The organism is Pseudomonas sp. RGM2987 (genome assembly GCF_022952855.1).
Classification (GTDB): Bacteria; Pseudomonadota; Gammaproteobacteria; order Pseudomonadales; family Pseudomonadaceae; genus Aquipseudomonas.
The window spans coordinates 24,280-39,512 of record NZ_JALJDX010000174.1 but is presented as its reverse complement, the minus strand read 5'-3'; the positions used below and the strand labels follow the sequence as shown (position 1 = coordinate 39,512).

The 15,233-nt window shown below is 61.9% G+C and carries 9 protein-coding genes; 8 read left to right on the top strand and 1 reads right to left on the bottom strand.

The window, feature by feature from the left end; genetic code table 11:
* Window positions 1–134 precede the first annotated feature (134 nt).
* On the bottom strand, window positions 135–5,003 hold the full coding sequence (locus tag RGM2987_RS09695) for an NAD-glutamate dehydrogenase (protein WP_245140201.1): 4,869 nt from the start codon (window positions 5,001–5,003) through the stop codon (window positions 135–137).
* A 468-nt stretch (window positions 5,004–5,471) separates the two neighbouring features.
* On the opposite strand from RGM2987_RS09695, the gene RGM2987_RS09690 reads away from it, so the two are divergent.
* From RGM2987_RS09690 to RGM2987_RS09655, 8 genes are all read left to right on the top strand, one after another.
* Entirely contained in the window at window positions 5,472–5,825 is a 354-nt protein-coding gene (locus RGM2987_RS09690) for a hypothetical protein (protein ID WP_245140200.1), read from the top strand.
* A gap of 207 nt (window positions 5,826–6,032) precedes the next feature.
* Complete coding sequence (locus tag RGM2987_RS09685; RefSeq protein WP_348529632.1) at window positions 6,033–7,058, top strand: LacI family DNA-binding transcriptional regulator; 1,026 nt, start codon at window positions 6,033–6,035, stop codon at window positions 7,056–7,058.
* A gap of 151 nt (window positions 7,059–7,209) precedes the next feature.
* Complete coding sequence (locus tag RGM2987_RS09680; protein WP_245140199.1) at window positions 7,210–7,992, top strand: sugar phosphate isomerase/epimerase; 783 nt, start codon at window positions 7,210–7,212, stop codon at window positions 7,990–7,992.
* On the top strand, window positions 7,985–8,959 hold the full coding sequence (locus RGM2987_RS09675) for a sugar kinase (protein WP_245140198.1): 975 nt from the start codon (window positions 7,985–7,987) through the stop codon (window positions 8,957–8,959). The genes RGM2987_RS09680 and RGM2987_RS09675 overlap by 8 nt, the downstream gene beginning before the upstream one ends.
* Before the next feature lie 93 nt (window positions 8,960–9,052).
* Entirely contained in the window at window positions 9,053–10,351 is a 1,299-nt protein-coding gene (locus RGM2987_RS09670) for an MFS transporter (protein ID WP_245140195.1), read from the top strand.
* Window positions 10,352–10,365: 14 nt separating this feature from the next.
* A complete protein-coding gene (locus RGM2987_RS09665; protein WP_245140193.1) occupies window positions 10,366–11,343 on the top strand; it encodes a D-glycerate dehydrogenase in 978 nt (325 codons plus the stop codon).
* Window positions 11,344–11,550: 207 nt separating this feature from the next.
* Window positions 11,551–13,257, top strand: a complete 1,707-nt coding sequence (locus tag RGM2987_RS09660; protein ID WP_245140192.1) for an ATP-binding cassette domain-containing protein — start codon at window positions 11,551–11,553, stop codon at window positions 13,255–13,257.
* 1,009 nt (window positions 13,258–14,266) lie between these two features.
* Entirely contained in the window at window positions 14,267–15,226 is a 960-nt protein-coding gene (locus tag RGM2987_RS09655; RefSeq protein ID WP_245140188.1) for a MoxR family ATPase, read from the top strand.
* Window positions 15,227–15,233 lie beyond the last annotated feature (7 nt).

Genomic DNA, 15,233 nt, shown 5'->3' with positions numbered 1-15,233 from the left:
AGCTTGCACAAGTGTTGGATGGCTGCCGTCTTCGCGAGCAAGCCCGCTCCCACAAGGTTTCTCGATTCCAGCCCGAACTGGGGTGATAAAAAAACCCGCATCATTGGATGCGGGTTTTTTCATTCAACGCCGGATCAGTTAGCCGTCACGACCGCCTGTCCACTGAGCGCCAGGTCCAGCAGTTCGCGGTTGGCGACTGCGTACATGGCGTAATCGGTGCCGTTGGCGGCACGGATGTCCACCAGCATGGCGCGCCAGCGCTCGACCATGCCCTGGTGCTGCTCCAGCCACAGCGCCAGGCGGGTTTCCACGTCCTGGGTGCCGTCGCCTTCCTGCAGGACCGAGATGGTGATCGCCCGCTGCTGCCAGTCGACGTCATCACGGAACGCTTCACGGGCCAGTGCCTGCCAGTTGTTTTCCACCGGCAGTGCGCTGATCTGTTGCAGGTACCAGGTGATGTCCAGGGCGCTGCCCACGGCGAAGTAGGCCTTGGCCACATCGGCGGCGTTCTGGCCGGTCACGTCGGAAGCTTCGATGATCGGCAGCAAGGTGTACAGGTGCGTGGTGCCTGCAACCATGCGAGCCAGCAGTTCCGGCACGCCGGCAGCCACGTAGGCCTGGTAGCGGGTCTGCCAGCCTTCGCGGGTCGGGCCTTCCAGCAGTTCGTCGAGCTTGAGGCCCAGCGCCGCCAGGTGCGGACCGAAGTGCGCGACGTCACGAGCAGCGTTCTGCTCGTTGCGACGGCTGCGCAGGAACCAGCGCGTGGCGCGACGGCCCAGGCGCATCAGCTCGTCCATCAGCTCCAGTTGCACGTCGGCAGAGACCTGGTGGTCCAGCGCTTCGATCTGCCGGAACCAGTGCGGGAGATGGAAGATATCCCGAACAATTACATACGCACCCGCGACATTCGCCGGACTCATGCCGGTAGACTCTTTGAGCCTTTGAACGAAGGTAATGCCCATGTGGTTGACCAGGTCGTTGGCGATCTGGGTGCTGACGATCTCGCGCTTCAGGCGATGGCGACGCATGGCCTCGGAGAACTTGCTCACCAGCGACGGCGGGAACGCCGTTTCCATGTCACGGGTCAGGTAGTCGTCGTCCGGAACCAGGGAGTTGAGCAGCGCTTCCTTGAGGTCGATCTTGCTGTAGGAGATCAGCACCGACAGCTCGGCGCGGGTCAGGCCATGGCCCGCCGCGACGCGCTCAGCCAACTGTTCTTCGGTCGGCAGGAACTCGATGGCGCGGTCCAGCTTGCCCCGGGCTTCCAGGTCGTTCATCAGGCGCTTGTATTCGGCGATCCGCACGAAAGCACGGCGTGCCGCCAGGGACAGGGCCTGGGTCTGCTTGTAGTTGTTGCCCAACACCAGGCCGCCGACTTCGTCGGTCATGCTCGCCAGCAACTGGTTGCGCTGCTTGTCGGTCATGTCGCCGGCCTGCACCACTTCGTTGAGCAGGATCTTGATGTTCACTTCGTGGTCGGAACAGTCCACGCCACCGGCGTTGTCGATGAAGTCGGTGTTGGTGGCGCCGCCATGCAGGCCGAACTCGACGCGACCCAGCTGGGTCATGCCCAGGTTGCCGCCCTCGCCCACGACTTTGCAGCGCAGTTCGTTGCCGTTCACGCGCAGTGCATCGTTGGCCTTGTCGCCGACGTCGGCGTGGCTTTCAGTGCTGGCCTTGACGTAGGTACCGATACCGCCGTTCCACAACAGGTCCACCGGTGCCTTGAGCAAGGCATTGAGCAGTTCGGTCGGGGTCAGCTTGTCAGCCTGGATGTCGAAGCGCTCTTTCATCTGTGGCGAAATGGCGATGCTCTTCGCGCTGCGCGAGAAGATGCCGCCGCCTTCGGACATGATGCTGGTGTCGTAGTCGGTCCAGGCCGAACGCGGCAGGTCGAACAGACGCTTGCGCTCGGCGAAGCTGCTGGCCGGCTCCGGGTTCGGGTCGATGAAGATGTGCAGGTGGTTGAACGCAGCCACCAGTTGCAGCTTCTCGGACATCAGCAAACCGTTGCCGAACACGTCGCCGGCCATGTCGCCGACGCCCACCACGGTGATGCTGTCTTCCTGGACATTGATGCCGCGCTCACGGAAGTGGCGTTGCACGCCGACCCACGCGCCCTTGGCGGTGATGCCCATCTTCTTGTGGTCGTAGCCGGCCGAACCGCCGGAGGCGAATGCGTCGCCCAGCCAGAAGCCGTAGTCGATGGCGATGCCGTTGGCGATGTCGGAGAAGGTCGCGGTGCCTTTGTCCGCCGCCACTACCAGGTACGGGTCATCGTCGTCATGACGCACGACGTTGGCCGGCGGCACCAGCGCGCCGTCCTTGAGGTTATCGGTGATGTCCAGCAGACCCGAGATGAAGATGCGGTAGCAGGCGATGCCCTCGGCCGCGATCTCGTCCCGGCTGCCGCCCAGCGGCAGGCGACGCGGCAGGAAGCCGCCCTTGGCGCCCACCGGCACGATCACCGAGTTCTTCACTTGCTGGGCTTTCACCAGGCCAAGCACTTCGGTGCGGTAGTCTTCTTCACGGTCGGACCAGCGCAGGCCGCCGCGGGCAACGTTACCGAAGCGCAGGTGCACGCCTTCGACCCGTGGCGAATAGACGAAGATCTCGAACTTGGGCACCGGCTTCGGCAGTTCCGGAATCAGGTGCGGGTTGAACTTGAAGCTGAAGTAGGACTTGTTCTGGCCGTTGGCGTCGGTCTGGTAGAAGTTGGTCCGCAGGGTGGCCTTGATCAGGTCCAGGTAGCGACGCAGGATGCGGTCTTCGTTGAGCACCTGGACGTCGTCCAGCGCCGTGAGGATCGCTTGTTCCAGGCGCAGCTGCTTGTCTTCCAGGTCCTCGGCGCTGAGTTTGCGCGCCAGGTAGAAGCGGGTCTTGAACAACCGGGTCAACTCGCGGGCGATGTCGGTGTGGTTGGTCAGGGTGCTGGCGATGTAACCCAGGTCGAAGCCCAGGCGGATCTGCTTCAGGTAACGGGCGTAGGCACGCAGCAGCGCCACGTCGCGCCATGGCAGGCCGGCGGTCAGTACCAGGCGGTTGAACGCGTCGTTCTCGGCATCGCCACGCACGATGTGGACGAAGGCGTCCTGCAAGGTGTCGTTGAGCTGCTGGATGTCCAGGTCCAGGCCTTCGGCGGCGGTGAACGCGAAATCGTGGATCCAGAACTCGCGGCCATTGGTGTGGCGCAGACGATACGGGAACTCACCCAGCACCCGCAGGCCGAGGTTTTCCAGGATCGGCAGCACGTCGGACAGCGCCAACGGGGTGTCGGCGTGATACAGCTTGCAGTGCAGCTCGCGCTGGCCGGAACCGGTGCCCAGCGGCTGGTAGAAACTCATGACCAGCGGATTCTTGTCGCTCAGGTTCAGCAGGTGCTGCATGTCGACCACGGCCGAGTGCGCGGCAAAGCGCTCGCGGTAGCCGGCCGGGAAGCCTTTGGGGAAGTCGGCCAACACGTTGGTGCCCTGGGCTTCGCCGAAGCTCTCGATCACCAGGCTGGCATAGTCGTCCTTCCAGCTGCGGCAGGCCTGGACCACTTCCTTTTCCAACAGCAGCGGATCGATGTCGATGCGATTCTTCGGGTCCACCCGCAGGATCAACTGCACGCGAGCCAGCACGGACTCGGAGAAGAAGGTCCAGAACTCGCAGTCCGAGGCCTTCAGGCGATCCATCAGCACTTGCTGGATCTTCTGCCGCACTTCAGTGGAATAGATGTCCCGCGGCACATAGGCCAGGCAGTAGCAGAAACGCCCGTACGGGTCTTTGCGCAGGAACACGCGGATCTTGTTGCGCTCCTGGATCTGCACGATCGACATCACGGTGCTGAACAGCTCGTCCACCGGGGTCTGGAACAGGTCGTCACGGGGCAGCACTTCGACCACCTGGGCCAGTTCCTTGCCCAGGTGCGCCTTGGCCTGGAAGCCCGAGCGGCGCTCGATTTCCTCGACCTTGCGGCGGATGTACGGAATCACCCGCACGCTCTCGCCATACACCGACGAGGTGTACAGGCCCATGAAGCGGCGCTCCTTGATGACCTTGCCGCTGGCGTCGATTTCACGGATCGACACGTAGTCCGGGTAGGCCGGACGGTGCACGCGGCTCGGGTGGGCGGCCTTGGCGAAGGACAGCAAAGTCGGTTCGCGCAGGTAGCTGACGGCGTAGTCTTCGATGCGCAGGTCATCGGCGGTGAGGCCGGCGCGCAGCAGTTTGGTCAGGCCGAGGAACGAATCGGGGTTGTACTCGATGTGGCCGCCATCGGCTTCATCGCGCACGACAAATTCTTCGTAGCCCAGGAAGGTGAAGTGGTTGCCCACCAGCCATTCCAGGAAGCTCTTGATCTCGCTTTTTTCGTCGGCATCGATGGCATAGGCGCTGTCGTCCAGCCCCGCGAGGATTTCCTGGACCTTGGCTTTCATCGGTTCGAAATCGGCCACCGCCACGCGCACTTCGCCCAGCACCTGCTCGAGTTCCTTGCTCAGGACGTTGAGTTCGGCGCCGTTGGCGCAGCGGTCGATTTCCAGGTACATCAGCGACTCTTGCAGGATGCCGTCGCCCTGGGTGCCTTTAGGCAGGATTTCCAGCAACTCGTCCTTGCTGCCGCGACGCACGCTCAGCACGGTGGTTTGCAGGGTATGGATGCTGTAGCCGCGACGGTTCAGCTCGGTGCGCACCGAGTCCACCAGGAACGGCAGGTCGTGGTGCAGCACTTCCACTGCGGTGTGGGTCGACTGCCAGCCGTGGCGCTCGTAATCAGGGTTGTAGACACGCACCTGCGGTTGCGTGTGGTCGAAATGCTCAAGCAGGCGCCAGGCGGACAGGGTGCAGCCGGCGAGGTCGGACAACCGGCGCTGGGTAAGTTCATCGAGGGAAATGATGCCGAAGAATTGTTCAGCGAACAGCGCCACTTGTGGCAGTGCCTGTTCACTGATGTGCTGCGCCAGTGCCGCTTGCAGTTGGTGCTGGAAGTCGGCTTTGCTGGCTGCGGTGAAGAACGCCATCTGTGGTACTCCGCTTGGGCTTGTTATTGATGAAAGCGTCGCGTGCAACCCCCTGCGGGGCTGTCGGCCATCCCGTTCCTGATTCTCGGGCAGAGGAAACAGGATGACAGGTGGGTGAAGCTGGACGGGACCCGCAGGTCACATCCTTTTCCATCTAATTTGCATGCAATGGACACCTGCAAAAAACACCCCAGGGTGGCCTTTGCAGGTGCACATCCGTTGCGCAGCTTAACGAGTGCGACAACCTGCCTGCTTGCAGCGCTGCGACATATTCGGTCATCGGCTAGCGTACGCTTCGAACAACCCTAGCAGCCCTCGGTAAAAACGGCACTGCGATGGGCCAAATCACACCCGGTTTCGAGGCCTGGCATGTGTCACCGGATATGAGTAACCCAGCAGAATTTTCTCCAGGCTGGCAAAATCCGGCTTTTCGCACTCGCAAGGCTCACCGAGCCAGGAGCCATCACCATGCAAATGACCACCGCCCTTCTGATCGCCAACCCGTGCGACGACGAAGAAGACAACATGGCCATGCTCTGCTGCCACAGCGCGCAAGGCGAAATGTTCCTGATGACCCGCTACCCCGACGAAGATGAACTGGAGATCGCCCTCGATGGCGAGCCTTCGACGCTGGACGGTGTGAAAGTCACCCTGTCGCCGACCCTGCTGAAGATCGAAGTTGCCACAGCGGACGCCGACGCCCTTGGCGGTGATGATGTGCTGGAGATCAGCCACGACACCGACGCAGCGGACCTGGCGGAGGTGGAACTGACGCTGCAGAACATTCTCAGGGGTACCGGGACTTATATAAGCCAGCTCTGAACCTGCCCACACCAGGAAAGCAAAAAGACTACCCCTCTGTGGCGAGGGAGCTTGCTCCCTCGCCACAGGGGATCGCAGTGCCAAGCCTGTGGTTGGCACACCGTCGGTCGCTATCGCATCAAGGCGCCCTTGACGACCCACCCAATTCTGATGTTTCCTGAAACCGGTTTCAGAACCTCGATAATTCCAATAAGCAGGTCTCAATCCGTGAATTCCTTCTCCGCTGCCCAACGCAGCCGCGTGACCATGCTCGACGTCGCCGAACGCGCCGGGGTCTCCAAGGCCAGCGTCTCGCGGTTCATCGGCGAGGACCGTGCCCTGCTCTCCGAGGCCATTGCCCGGCGCATCGAGCAGGCGATCAGCGAGCTGGGCTATCGCCCGAACCAGATGGCCCGCGGCCTCAAGCGTGGGCGCACCCGGCTGATCGGCATGCTGGTGGCCGACATCCGCAACCCCTATTCAATAGCCGTGATGCATGGCGTGGAAACCGCCTGCCGTCGCCATGGCTACAGCCTGGTGGTGTGCAACACCGACCGCGATGACGAACAGGAACGCCAGCACTTGGCCCTGTTGCGTGCCTACAACATCGAAGGGTTGATCGTGAACACCCTGGGTCATCATCGTGACGAACTGCTCGAATTGCGCAGCGAAATGCCTCTGGTATTGGTGGATCGCAAGGTCGATCGGCTCGAAAGCGACCTGGTGGGCCTGGACAACCCCGCTGCCGTCGGGATGGCTCTTGATCACCTCGAACAACGGGGCTACCGCGATCTGTTGCTGGTGACCGAACCGTTCGACGGAACCAGTTCGCGGATCGAGCGGGTCGACAGCTTCAAGGCCGGCCTCCAGCAGCGCCCGGCCCTGAGTGGCGCCGTGCTGGAGATCGACGACCAACTGAGCATGCGCATCAAGAGCTTCCTTGCTCAACCGGACCGCGGCCCCAAGGCGCTGTTTTGCGCCAACGGCATTGCGGCGCTGGCCGCCACTCAAGTGCTGCGGGAGCTGGGCTGTCACCTGTTTGACGATGTCGGCCTGATCGCCCTCGATGACCTGGATTGGTACCCGTTGGTGGGCAGCGGCATCACTGCCCTGGCCCAACCCACCGCCGAGATCGGCGCCAGTGCCTTCGAGTGCTTGCTCAAGCGCTTGCGCGGTGACAACGGGCCGGTGCAGACCCTGGATTTTGCGGCGCGGTTGATTGAGCGTGGGTCGACGCGGGGGGATCTTCGGTGACAGTGATGGCCCCTTCGCGAGCAAGCCCGCTCCCACATTAGGCGTGCGTAAACAGCTTCAGTGTGGGAGCGGGCTTGCTCGCGAAGGGGCCGGCAGAAGCACTGAAATTTTTTTGAACAGAACTGAAACCGGTTTCAGAAGGACAAGAACAATGACCAAACCACCCGTTTCCATCAGCCTCTCCAGCTACGGCGCCGATCTGGTGCGACAGCAAGGCCAAGGCAGTTTCATCACCCTGCTGGCCGCCGCCGGGGCCTCGCGCATCGAATGGCGCGAAGAACTGCTCACCACCGAACAACCCGCCAGGCTGGCGGCCGAGGCACGGACCCAAGGCCTGCAAAGTATTTATTCATCGCCCCTTGAGCTGTGGCTCGCCGGCCAGCCCAGGCCCAACCCTGCCCTGGCGCTGGCCTTGCAACGTGCCGAGGCGTTCGGCTCGACCTGGCTGAAAGTCTCCCTCGGCTATTTCACCGACTCCCATGATCTTTCGGCCCTGTCGGAGCTCCTCGCCGCCAGTGCGGTGCAACTGCTGGTGGAAAACGACCAGACGTTGCAAGGCGGGCGGATCGAACCCTTGCAACGCTTCTTCACCGCTGCCGAGCATCAAGCGTTGCCCGTCGGCATGACCTTCGACATCGGCAACTGGCAATGGCAGGACCAATCGGCTGCCGTGGCGGCCCGGCAGCTCGGACGGTACGTGAAATATGTGCATTGCAAGGCCGTGGCCCGGCGCGACGATGGCAAGTTGATTGCCGTGCCTCCGGCCCTGGCAGACCTGCATCTGTGGGAGCAACTGCTCAAGCACATGCCGGCCGGCGTGATGCGCGCCGCCGAGTACCCCTTGCAAGGCGCTGACCTGTTGCAACTGACCGCTGAACACGTCACCACCCTGTCCCGCCTCGGGCACGCACGGCGGGAGCCTGCCCATGTCTGAGTTCGACATTTTGTCATTCGGTGAAACCATGGCGATGTTGGTGGCCGACGAGTGCGGCGACCTGGCAAGCGTCCAGCACTTTCACAAACGCATCGCCGGGGCCGACAGCAACGTTGCCCTCGGCCTGTCGCGGCTGGGCTTCAAGGTCGGTTGGCTGAGCCGGGTCGGCGCCGACTCCCTGGGGCGCTTCGTGGTGCAGACGCTGGAAAAGGAAGGCCTGGATTGCCGCCACGTGGCGGTCGATCCGGCCCATCCCACCGGGTTCCAGTTCAAATCCCGCACCGACGATGGCAGCGACCCGCAAGTCGAGTATTTCCGTCGTGGTTCGGCAGCCAGTCACCTGTCGATCGATTCAATTGCCGCGCCGCTGCTGGGAGCCCGTCACCTGCATGCCACTGGCATCGTGCCGGCGCTGTCGGACACGGCTCGGGAAATGTCCTTTGAGTTGATGAATCGCATGCGCGAGGCCGGTCGCAGCCTGTCGTTCGATCCAAACCTGCGACCCAGCCTGTGGCCCAGCGAGGCGACGATGATCCGCGAAATCAACCGCCTCGCCGCCCTCGCCCACTGGGTCTTGCCGGGGCTCAGCGAAGGCCGGCTGCTGACCGGGTTCGACGACCCGGCCGACATCGCTGCGTTCTACCTGGACCAGGGCGCCGAAGCGGTGGTGATCAAGCTCGGTGCCGAAGGCGCCTATTACCGCACACATCTGGATCAAGGCGTGGTTGCCGGTGTGCCGGTCGCCCGGGTGGTAGACACCGTGGGCGCCGGTGACGGATTCGCCGTCGGCCTGATCAGTGCCCTGTTGGAAAGCCGCGGCATCACCGAAGCTGTGCAGCGCGCCAACTGGATTGGCAGCCGCGCGGTGCAGAGCCGTGGCGACATGGAAGGCTTGCCGACCCGTGCCGAACAGTTGGCTGAATTTGAAACCGCTCATCGCGAGCAAGCTCGCTCCCACAGGGGTTGACGTTAACCCTGTGGGAGCGAGCTTGCTCGCGATAGAGGCCACCGCAAAACACACCCTGCTGCAACAAAAACAACAAGCTCAGGAGTCAACGACATGCAAACGCTCAACCTCGCCACCCGCCGCTGGTGGTACATCATGCCCATCGTGTTCATCACCTACAGCCTGGCTTACCTGGACCGGGCCAACTATGGATTCGCCGCTGCCTCAGGCATGGCCAAGGACCTGATGATCACTCCGGGCCTGTCGTCATTGCTCGGCGCGCTGTTTTTCCTCGGCTACTTTTTCTTTCAGGTGCCGGGCGCGATCTATGCGCAGAAACACAGCGTGAAGAAGCTGATCTTCGTCAGCCTGATCCTCTGGGGCTCGCTGGCCACGTTGACCGGCGTCGTTTCCAATGCCTACTGGCTGATCGTGATCCGTTTCATGCTCGGCGTGGTCGAAGCCGCCGTCATGCCAGCCATGCTGGTTTACCTGTGCCACTGGTTCACCCGGGCCGAACGCTCGCGGGCCAATACCTTCCTGATCCTCGGCAACCCGGTGACCATGCTCTGGATGTCGGTGGTGTCGGGTTATCTGGTGCAACAATTCGACTGGCGCTGGATGTTCATCATCGAAGGCCTGCCGGCGGTGCTCTGGGCGTTTATCTGGTGGCGCCTGGCGGATGATCGTCCGGCTCAGGCCAAGTGGCTCAGCGACCAGGAAAAACACGACCTGGAAAGTGTGCTGGCGGCTGAACAGGTGGGCATCAAGGCGGTGAAGAATTACGCCGAAGCCTTTCGTTCGCCCATGGTCATCATCCTGGCGCTGCAATTTTTCTGCTGGAGCATCGGGGTCTACGGATTCGTGCTGTGGCTGCCGTCGATTCTCAAAGCCGGCCTGCAGATGAGCATGGTCGAAGCCGGTTGGCTGTCGTCGTTACCGTACCTGGCGGCAGTGGTTGGCATGTTGGGCGTGTCCTGGGCGTCGGACAAGGCGCAGAAGCGCAAGCGCTTCGTCTGGCCGCCACTGCTGATTGCCTCCATCGCCTTCTATGCTTCCTACCTGCTGGGGCCTGAACATTTCTGGTGGTCCTATAGCCTGCTGGTGATCGCCGGCGCCTGCATGTACGCCCCCTATGGGCCGTTCTTCGCCATCGTCCCGGAAATCCTCCCCGCCAACGTCGCCGGCGGCGCCATGGCACTGATCAACAGCATGGGCGCGCTGGGTTCGTTCGGCGGCTCGTACCTGGTGGGTTACCTCAACGGTTCCACTGGCTCGCCGGGCATGTCGTTCCTGCTGATGAGCGGCGCGCTGCTGCTTTCGGTGGTGCTGACCCTCGCCCTCAAGCCCGGCGCCAGTGACCGGGCCGAATCCAAAACCGCGACGCCACGCCCGGCGCCCGTCCATTCCTGAATCGAGACCTGTCCATGAAAAAGCATGTGGTGTTGTACAAGGCGCTGTCGGCACAACTGATGGCCCGTTTGCAAGCCCAGTACCAAGTCACTCTCATCGAGCGCCTCGACGCGCACGGCCTGGCACAGTTGCGCGCCGCCCTGCCCGGCGCCCACGGCCTGCTCGGCGCGAGCCTCAAGCTGGACGCGGCACTGCTCGACCTGGCGCCGAACCTGCAAGCCATCGCCAGCGTCTCGGTAGGCGTCGACAACTACGACATCGAGTACCTGACCGAACGGCGGATCCTGCTTAGCAACACGCCGGATGTGCTGACCGAGACCACCGCCGACACCGGCTTCGCCCTGATCCTCGCCACCGCCCGACGCGTGGTGGAACTGGCCAACCTGGTCCGCGCCGGCCAATGGCAAAAAAGCATCGGCCCCGAGCATTTCGGCAGCGACGTGCATGGCAAGACCCTGGGCATCATTGGCATGGGGCGCATCGGCGAAGCCCTGGCCCAGCGCGGCCACTTCGGCTTCGGCATGCCGGTGATCTACCACAGCCACTCGCCCAAACCGGCGGTCGAACAACGATTCAACGCGCGCTATTGCGACCTCGAAAGGCTGTTGCGCCAGGCCGACTTCATCTGCCTGACCCTGCCCTTGACCGCCGAGACCCAAGGGCTGATCGGTGAACGAGCCTTTGCGCAGATGCGTCCCGAGTCCATTTTCATCAACATCTCCCGAGGCAAGGTGGTGGATGAAGCGGCGCTGATCAACGCGCTGCGCAACGGCCAGATCCGCGCTGCGGGATTGGATGTGTTCGAGCGCGAGCCTTTGAGCGCGGATTCGCCGCTGCTGCAAATGGATAACGTGGTCGCCACCCCGCACATGGGCTCCGCCACCCATGAGACACGGGAAGCGATGGCGCGTTGTGCGGTGGAGAATCTGCTGGCGGCGCTGGCGGGTGAGCGGCCGGTGAATCTGGTGAATGCGAGTGCGTGGAATAGCTGAGTGTTTTTTTTCGCCGACATCATTGCCATCGTGAGCAGGTTTGCGATGGCAATGGGGCGCTTCCTACCTAGAACCAGGAACAGACCTACGCCAGCATCGGAAGCTGCGCCGTAGCCCATCCATAATCTGGCTGCTACTAATTAGTCACCTGCGAAAACACGTCAGGCGATCGCTTCGCGATGAACATGAATGATCCGGAGCGAGCACATGCATGCCATACAAACCATGATCAAAAGCGCCTACCGGAAACATACGGCACTTCTGGTAACGACCCTCGCCACGATCCTGGCGCTCAAACTGATCGTGCTCGCTGCGCCACTTCTCCTTGGAACCATCATCGATACGTTGCATGGCGACACATCTGTAGCGTCCAACACCTTGCTGATGCTGACGGCGGGCCTGATTGTCGCCGGTTGCATTCACGCCATCATCAGCCCGCTGCAAATCCATGTGCTGGGCAAATTGGTCCAGCACATTGTCATGACAGCCTCCATTGACTGGATCAGGCGCCTGCTAGGCAAGGAATTCGCCCTGTTCAATTCGTGGCGAATCGGTCACTTCATAAAGTCGGTTGAACGTGGGATCACCGCGCACGAACAACTGCTGACATTCCTGGTTACTGTCGCCCTGCCGGTATGCCTGGAGTTTGTCGTGGTCGGCGGTGCTTTCCTTTATATGGGGGGTAGTGGAGTTTTCCTGAGCATGACCGGGCTTGGAGCCATCTACCTAGTGGTAACCCACAAGATTATCCGCTGGCGCCGCAAACACATCGACGCGGTCAACGAGCAGGAAGATGAACTCAGTGCCCGCCTGTACAACACCCTCAACGCCGGTAAAGCCATCAAACTCGAATGTGCCGAGCCTACGGCGATGCTGTCGTTGAACCAGGCTTTCGAGCGATACGCCACGGCTGCGGTGACCACGGCCTCTTCAGGTGGCCTACTGAGCGCCGCTAGAATCCTGTTCGTCAGCCTCTCCACCGGCGGGTTGCTGTGTTGGGGAGTCGTGGATCAACTGTCGGGCCAACCCAGCATCAGTGTCGGGCAACTGGTTGCCATTTTCTCCATTGCAGGGACTTATCTGCTCAGTATCGCCACCTTGACCGAAGGCTATCGGGTGCTTGACCAGTTCCTTGCCGATCAGCGGCAGTTCCAGAGTTTGCTGGCGCTGGCGGATTTCGATCATTGCGACCGGCAGGCAGAAAAGGACTTTCACGGTGATTCAATATTGGAACTCACGCCCTGCGCCGTAATAGAAACGGGTGAACCTCGTCTGTCCATCAAGCAGTCGCTGATTTTTAGCCAAGGCCAATCGGTGGCCATTACAGGACCAAGCGGCGCAGGCAAATCCACTTTTCTGGAAGTGCTCGCCGGGCTTGACGCGTTGACGCGAGACCACCTGAGTATCGATTCGGTATCGGTTTCGCTGTTGACGCGCCACTCACACCTAACTGCCTTGAGGTACTGCCCTCAACAACCACGGTTTCTCGAAGGCCTTTTTGAGCATTCGGTGCTGTTCGGCAGCGACGCATCACCGCAACTGTCTCACGCCATACGGCGGCTGCAACTTGAGGAAGTTACAGAACGGCACATCAGTGAAAACGCAACGAATATTTCCGGCGGCGAGGCCAAACGCCTGTCATTGCTGCGCCTGATCAACAAGCCGGGGACATTCAATCTGTTCGACGAGCCCAGCGCATCCATCGAACCCAGGTTGACCGGACCGCTGTGGGACCTGCTGTTCGAGGTGTTTGCCGATCGCGGACTCATCTGCGTGACCCATGATGTCGACCATCTGCATCGCTTTGACCGGGTCATTGTGATGGACGGGGGTGAGATCGTGGATGACGGCCCGTGGCAGGAGTTGGTCAGCAGGCCGGCGGTTAAATTGTTGCTGGATGAAATCCGGCATTAGTGTCGTCTTTGACGCCGCCATCGCGAGCAGGCTCGCTCTCACAGGACTTGCGGTGTGCCCGGGTTCCGAGGGTGCCACAGGTCCCTTGTGGGAGCGGGCTTGCTCGCGAAAGCGGTGTGTCAGCCAACATCAATATGAACTGATCCATCGCCTTCGCAAGCCCGCTCCCACAGGTACCGCGGTGCGTCCCGGATTCCGAGGCTGTAACAAGTCCCTTGTGGCGAGGGAGCTTGCTCCCGCTCGGCTGCGCAGCAGTCGCAGGCCCGGCTGGCGTGATGTGTCTGGGAAACCGCGCTGGCTGGTTTTGGGGCTGCCGTGCAGCCCAGCGGGAGCAAGCTCCCTCGCCACAGGGGGTTATGTCGGCTGGCGGGTTTCGATGTTGTCCAGTGCGCGGTTGGCCAGCAGGCTGCCCAGTTCGATCAGCTGTTGGATGCCCAGGAGGAAATGCCGGCGTGAACGAGGGTGGCGGCCATACGAAGGTTGGTAGACCGGCCCACATGACTCCGGCGCTCGAGAGCGCCCTACGCATGGCCACCGTCAATACAAATGCTCAGATGCACCTGTAAAAGGTAACGCTTGCGTCATGTAGAGATCCGGGCTACCAAACCCGATCGCTGATTTCCCAGCGACCCGAAAACGATAGAACCTGCCTCCCAAGCGCACAAGCCGGCGGATTCTGGCGCAGTCGTAGGCAATGGCGCAAGACAACGTAGCCCGATACAGAACACTCCAACATCCGGATAAACAGCCCTTCATTTTTTGAGTGCTTCGCACTGGTGCGCCAGCCCGGCCAAGCGGGAGCAACCTCCTTCGCCACGGGTCAGTACGCTTGCCCGAGAGGTATTCATCGCAAGCAAGCCCACCTCCACAATGCTTCCAAGCCGATCACAATTGCGCACGACCGATCAAAATCCCGTTAGTCGCCAACCCCCGCCATGCATTAAAGTAACGCCCCCAGCCCCGACGTTATCCGAACGCCTGGGGCCACCCTTTCCAGGAACAGTCACCGATGGAACATCGTGAAGCGCTGCTGGCGCTGCGAACCTTTCTTTCTACGCAGATTCTCGGCCAGGAAAAACTCATCGAGCGCCTGCTCATCGCCTTGCTCGCCGACGGCCATATGCTGGTGGAAGGCGCGCCGGGGCTGGCCAAGACCAAAGCCATCAAGGAGTTGGCCGAAGGGATCGAAGCGCAGTTCCATCGCATCCAGTTCACCCCCGACCTGTTGCCGGCGGACATCACCGGCACGGAAATCTATCGCCCGGAAACCGGCAGTTTCGTTTTCCAGCAGGGCCCTATCTTCCACAACCTGGTGCTGGCGGACGAAATCAACCGCGCCCCGGCCAAGGTCCAGTCCGCGTTGCTCGAAGCCATGGCCGAGCGCCAGGTCAGCGTCGGGCGCAGCACCTATGAACTGTCGCCGCTGTTCCTGGTGATGGCGACGCAGAACCCGATCGAGCAGGAAGGCACTTACCCGCTGCCTGAAGCCCAGCTCGACCGATTTCTGATGCACGTCAAAATCGGTTTCCCGGACGCTGCGGTAGAGCGCCGGATCCTGCAGCAGGCCCGGGGTGAAGCGTTGAACGGCGAAACCAAACCCGAGCGCCGGGTGAGCCAGCAGGCGATTTTTTCCGCGCGCAAGGAAATCCTCGGGTTGTACATGGCCGATGCCGTGGAGGAATACCTGGTGCAGTTGATCATGGCGACCCGCAACCCGGCCAAGTTCGATCCGGAGCTGGCCGAGTGGATCGCCTACGGTGCCAGCCCTCGCGGTTCCATCGCCCTGGATCGCTGCGCCCGGGCCCACGCCTGGCTGGCCGGGCGTGATTTCGTCAGCCCCGAAGACATCCAGGCCGTGCTGTTCGACGTGCTGCGCCACCGCATCATCCTGTCGTTCGAGGCCGAAGCCGCCGGCATCGATCAGGACCGGGTCGTGCAGCGGATTCTCGACGTCGTCGCTGTCGCTTGAGCATGAA

Bases quoted from the DNA above. Each gene is read 5' to 3' on its own strand.
- RGM2987_RS09695 (WP_245140201.1), bottom strand. From the start codon at position 5,003: ATGGCGTTCTTCACCGCAGCCAGCAAAGCCGACTTCCAGCACCAACTG.
- RGM2987_RS09690 (WP_245140200.1), top strand. From the start codon at position 5,472: ATGCAAATGACCACCGCCCTTCTGATCGCCAACCCGTGCGACGACGAA.
- RGM2987_RS09680 (WP_245140199.1), top strand. From the start codon at position 7,210: ATGACCAAACCACCCGTTTCCATCAGCCTCTCCAGCTACGGCGCCGAT.
- RGM2987_RS09675 (WP_245140198.1), top strand. From the start codon at position 7,985: ATGTCTGAGTTCGACATTTTGTCATTCGGTGAAACCATGGCGATGTTG.
- RGM2987_RS09670 (WP_245140195.1), top strand. From the start codon at position 9,053: ATGCAAACGCTCAACCTCGCCACCCGCCGCTGGTGGTACATCATGCCC.
- RGM2987_RS09665 (WP_245140193.1), top strand. From the start codon at position 10,366: ATGAAAAAGCATGTGGTGTTGTACAAGGCGCTGTCGGCACAACTGATG.
- RGM2987_RS09660 (WP_245140192.1), top strand. From the start codon at position 11,551: ATGCATGCCATACAAACCATGATCAAAAGCGCCTACCGGAAACATACG.
- RGM2987_RS09655 (WP_245140188.1), top strand. From the start codon at position 14,267: ATGGAACATCGTGAAGCGCTGCTGGCGCTGCGAACCTTTCTTTCTACG.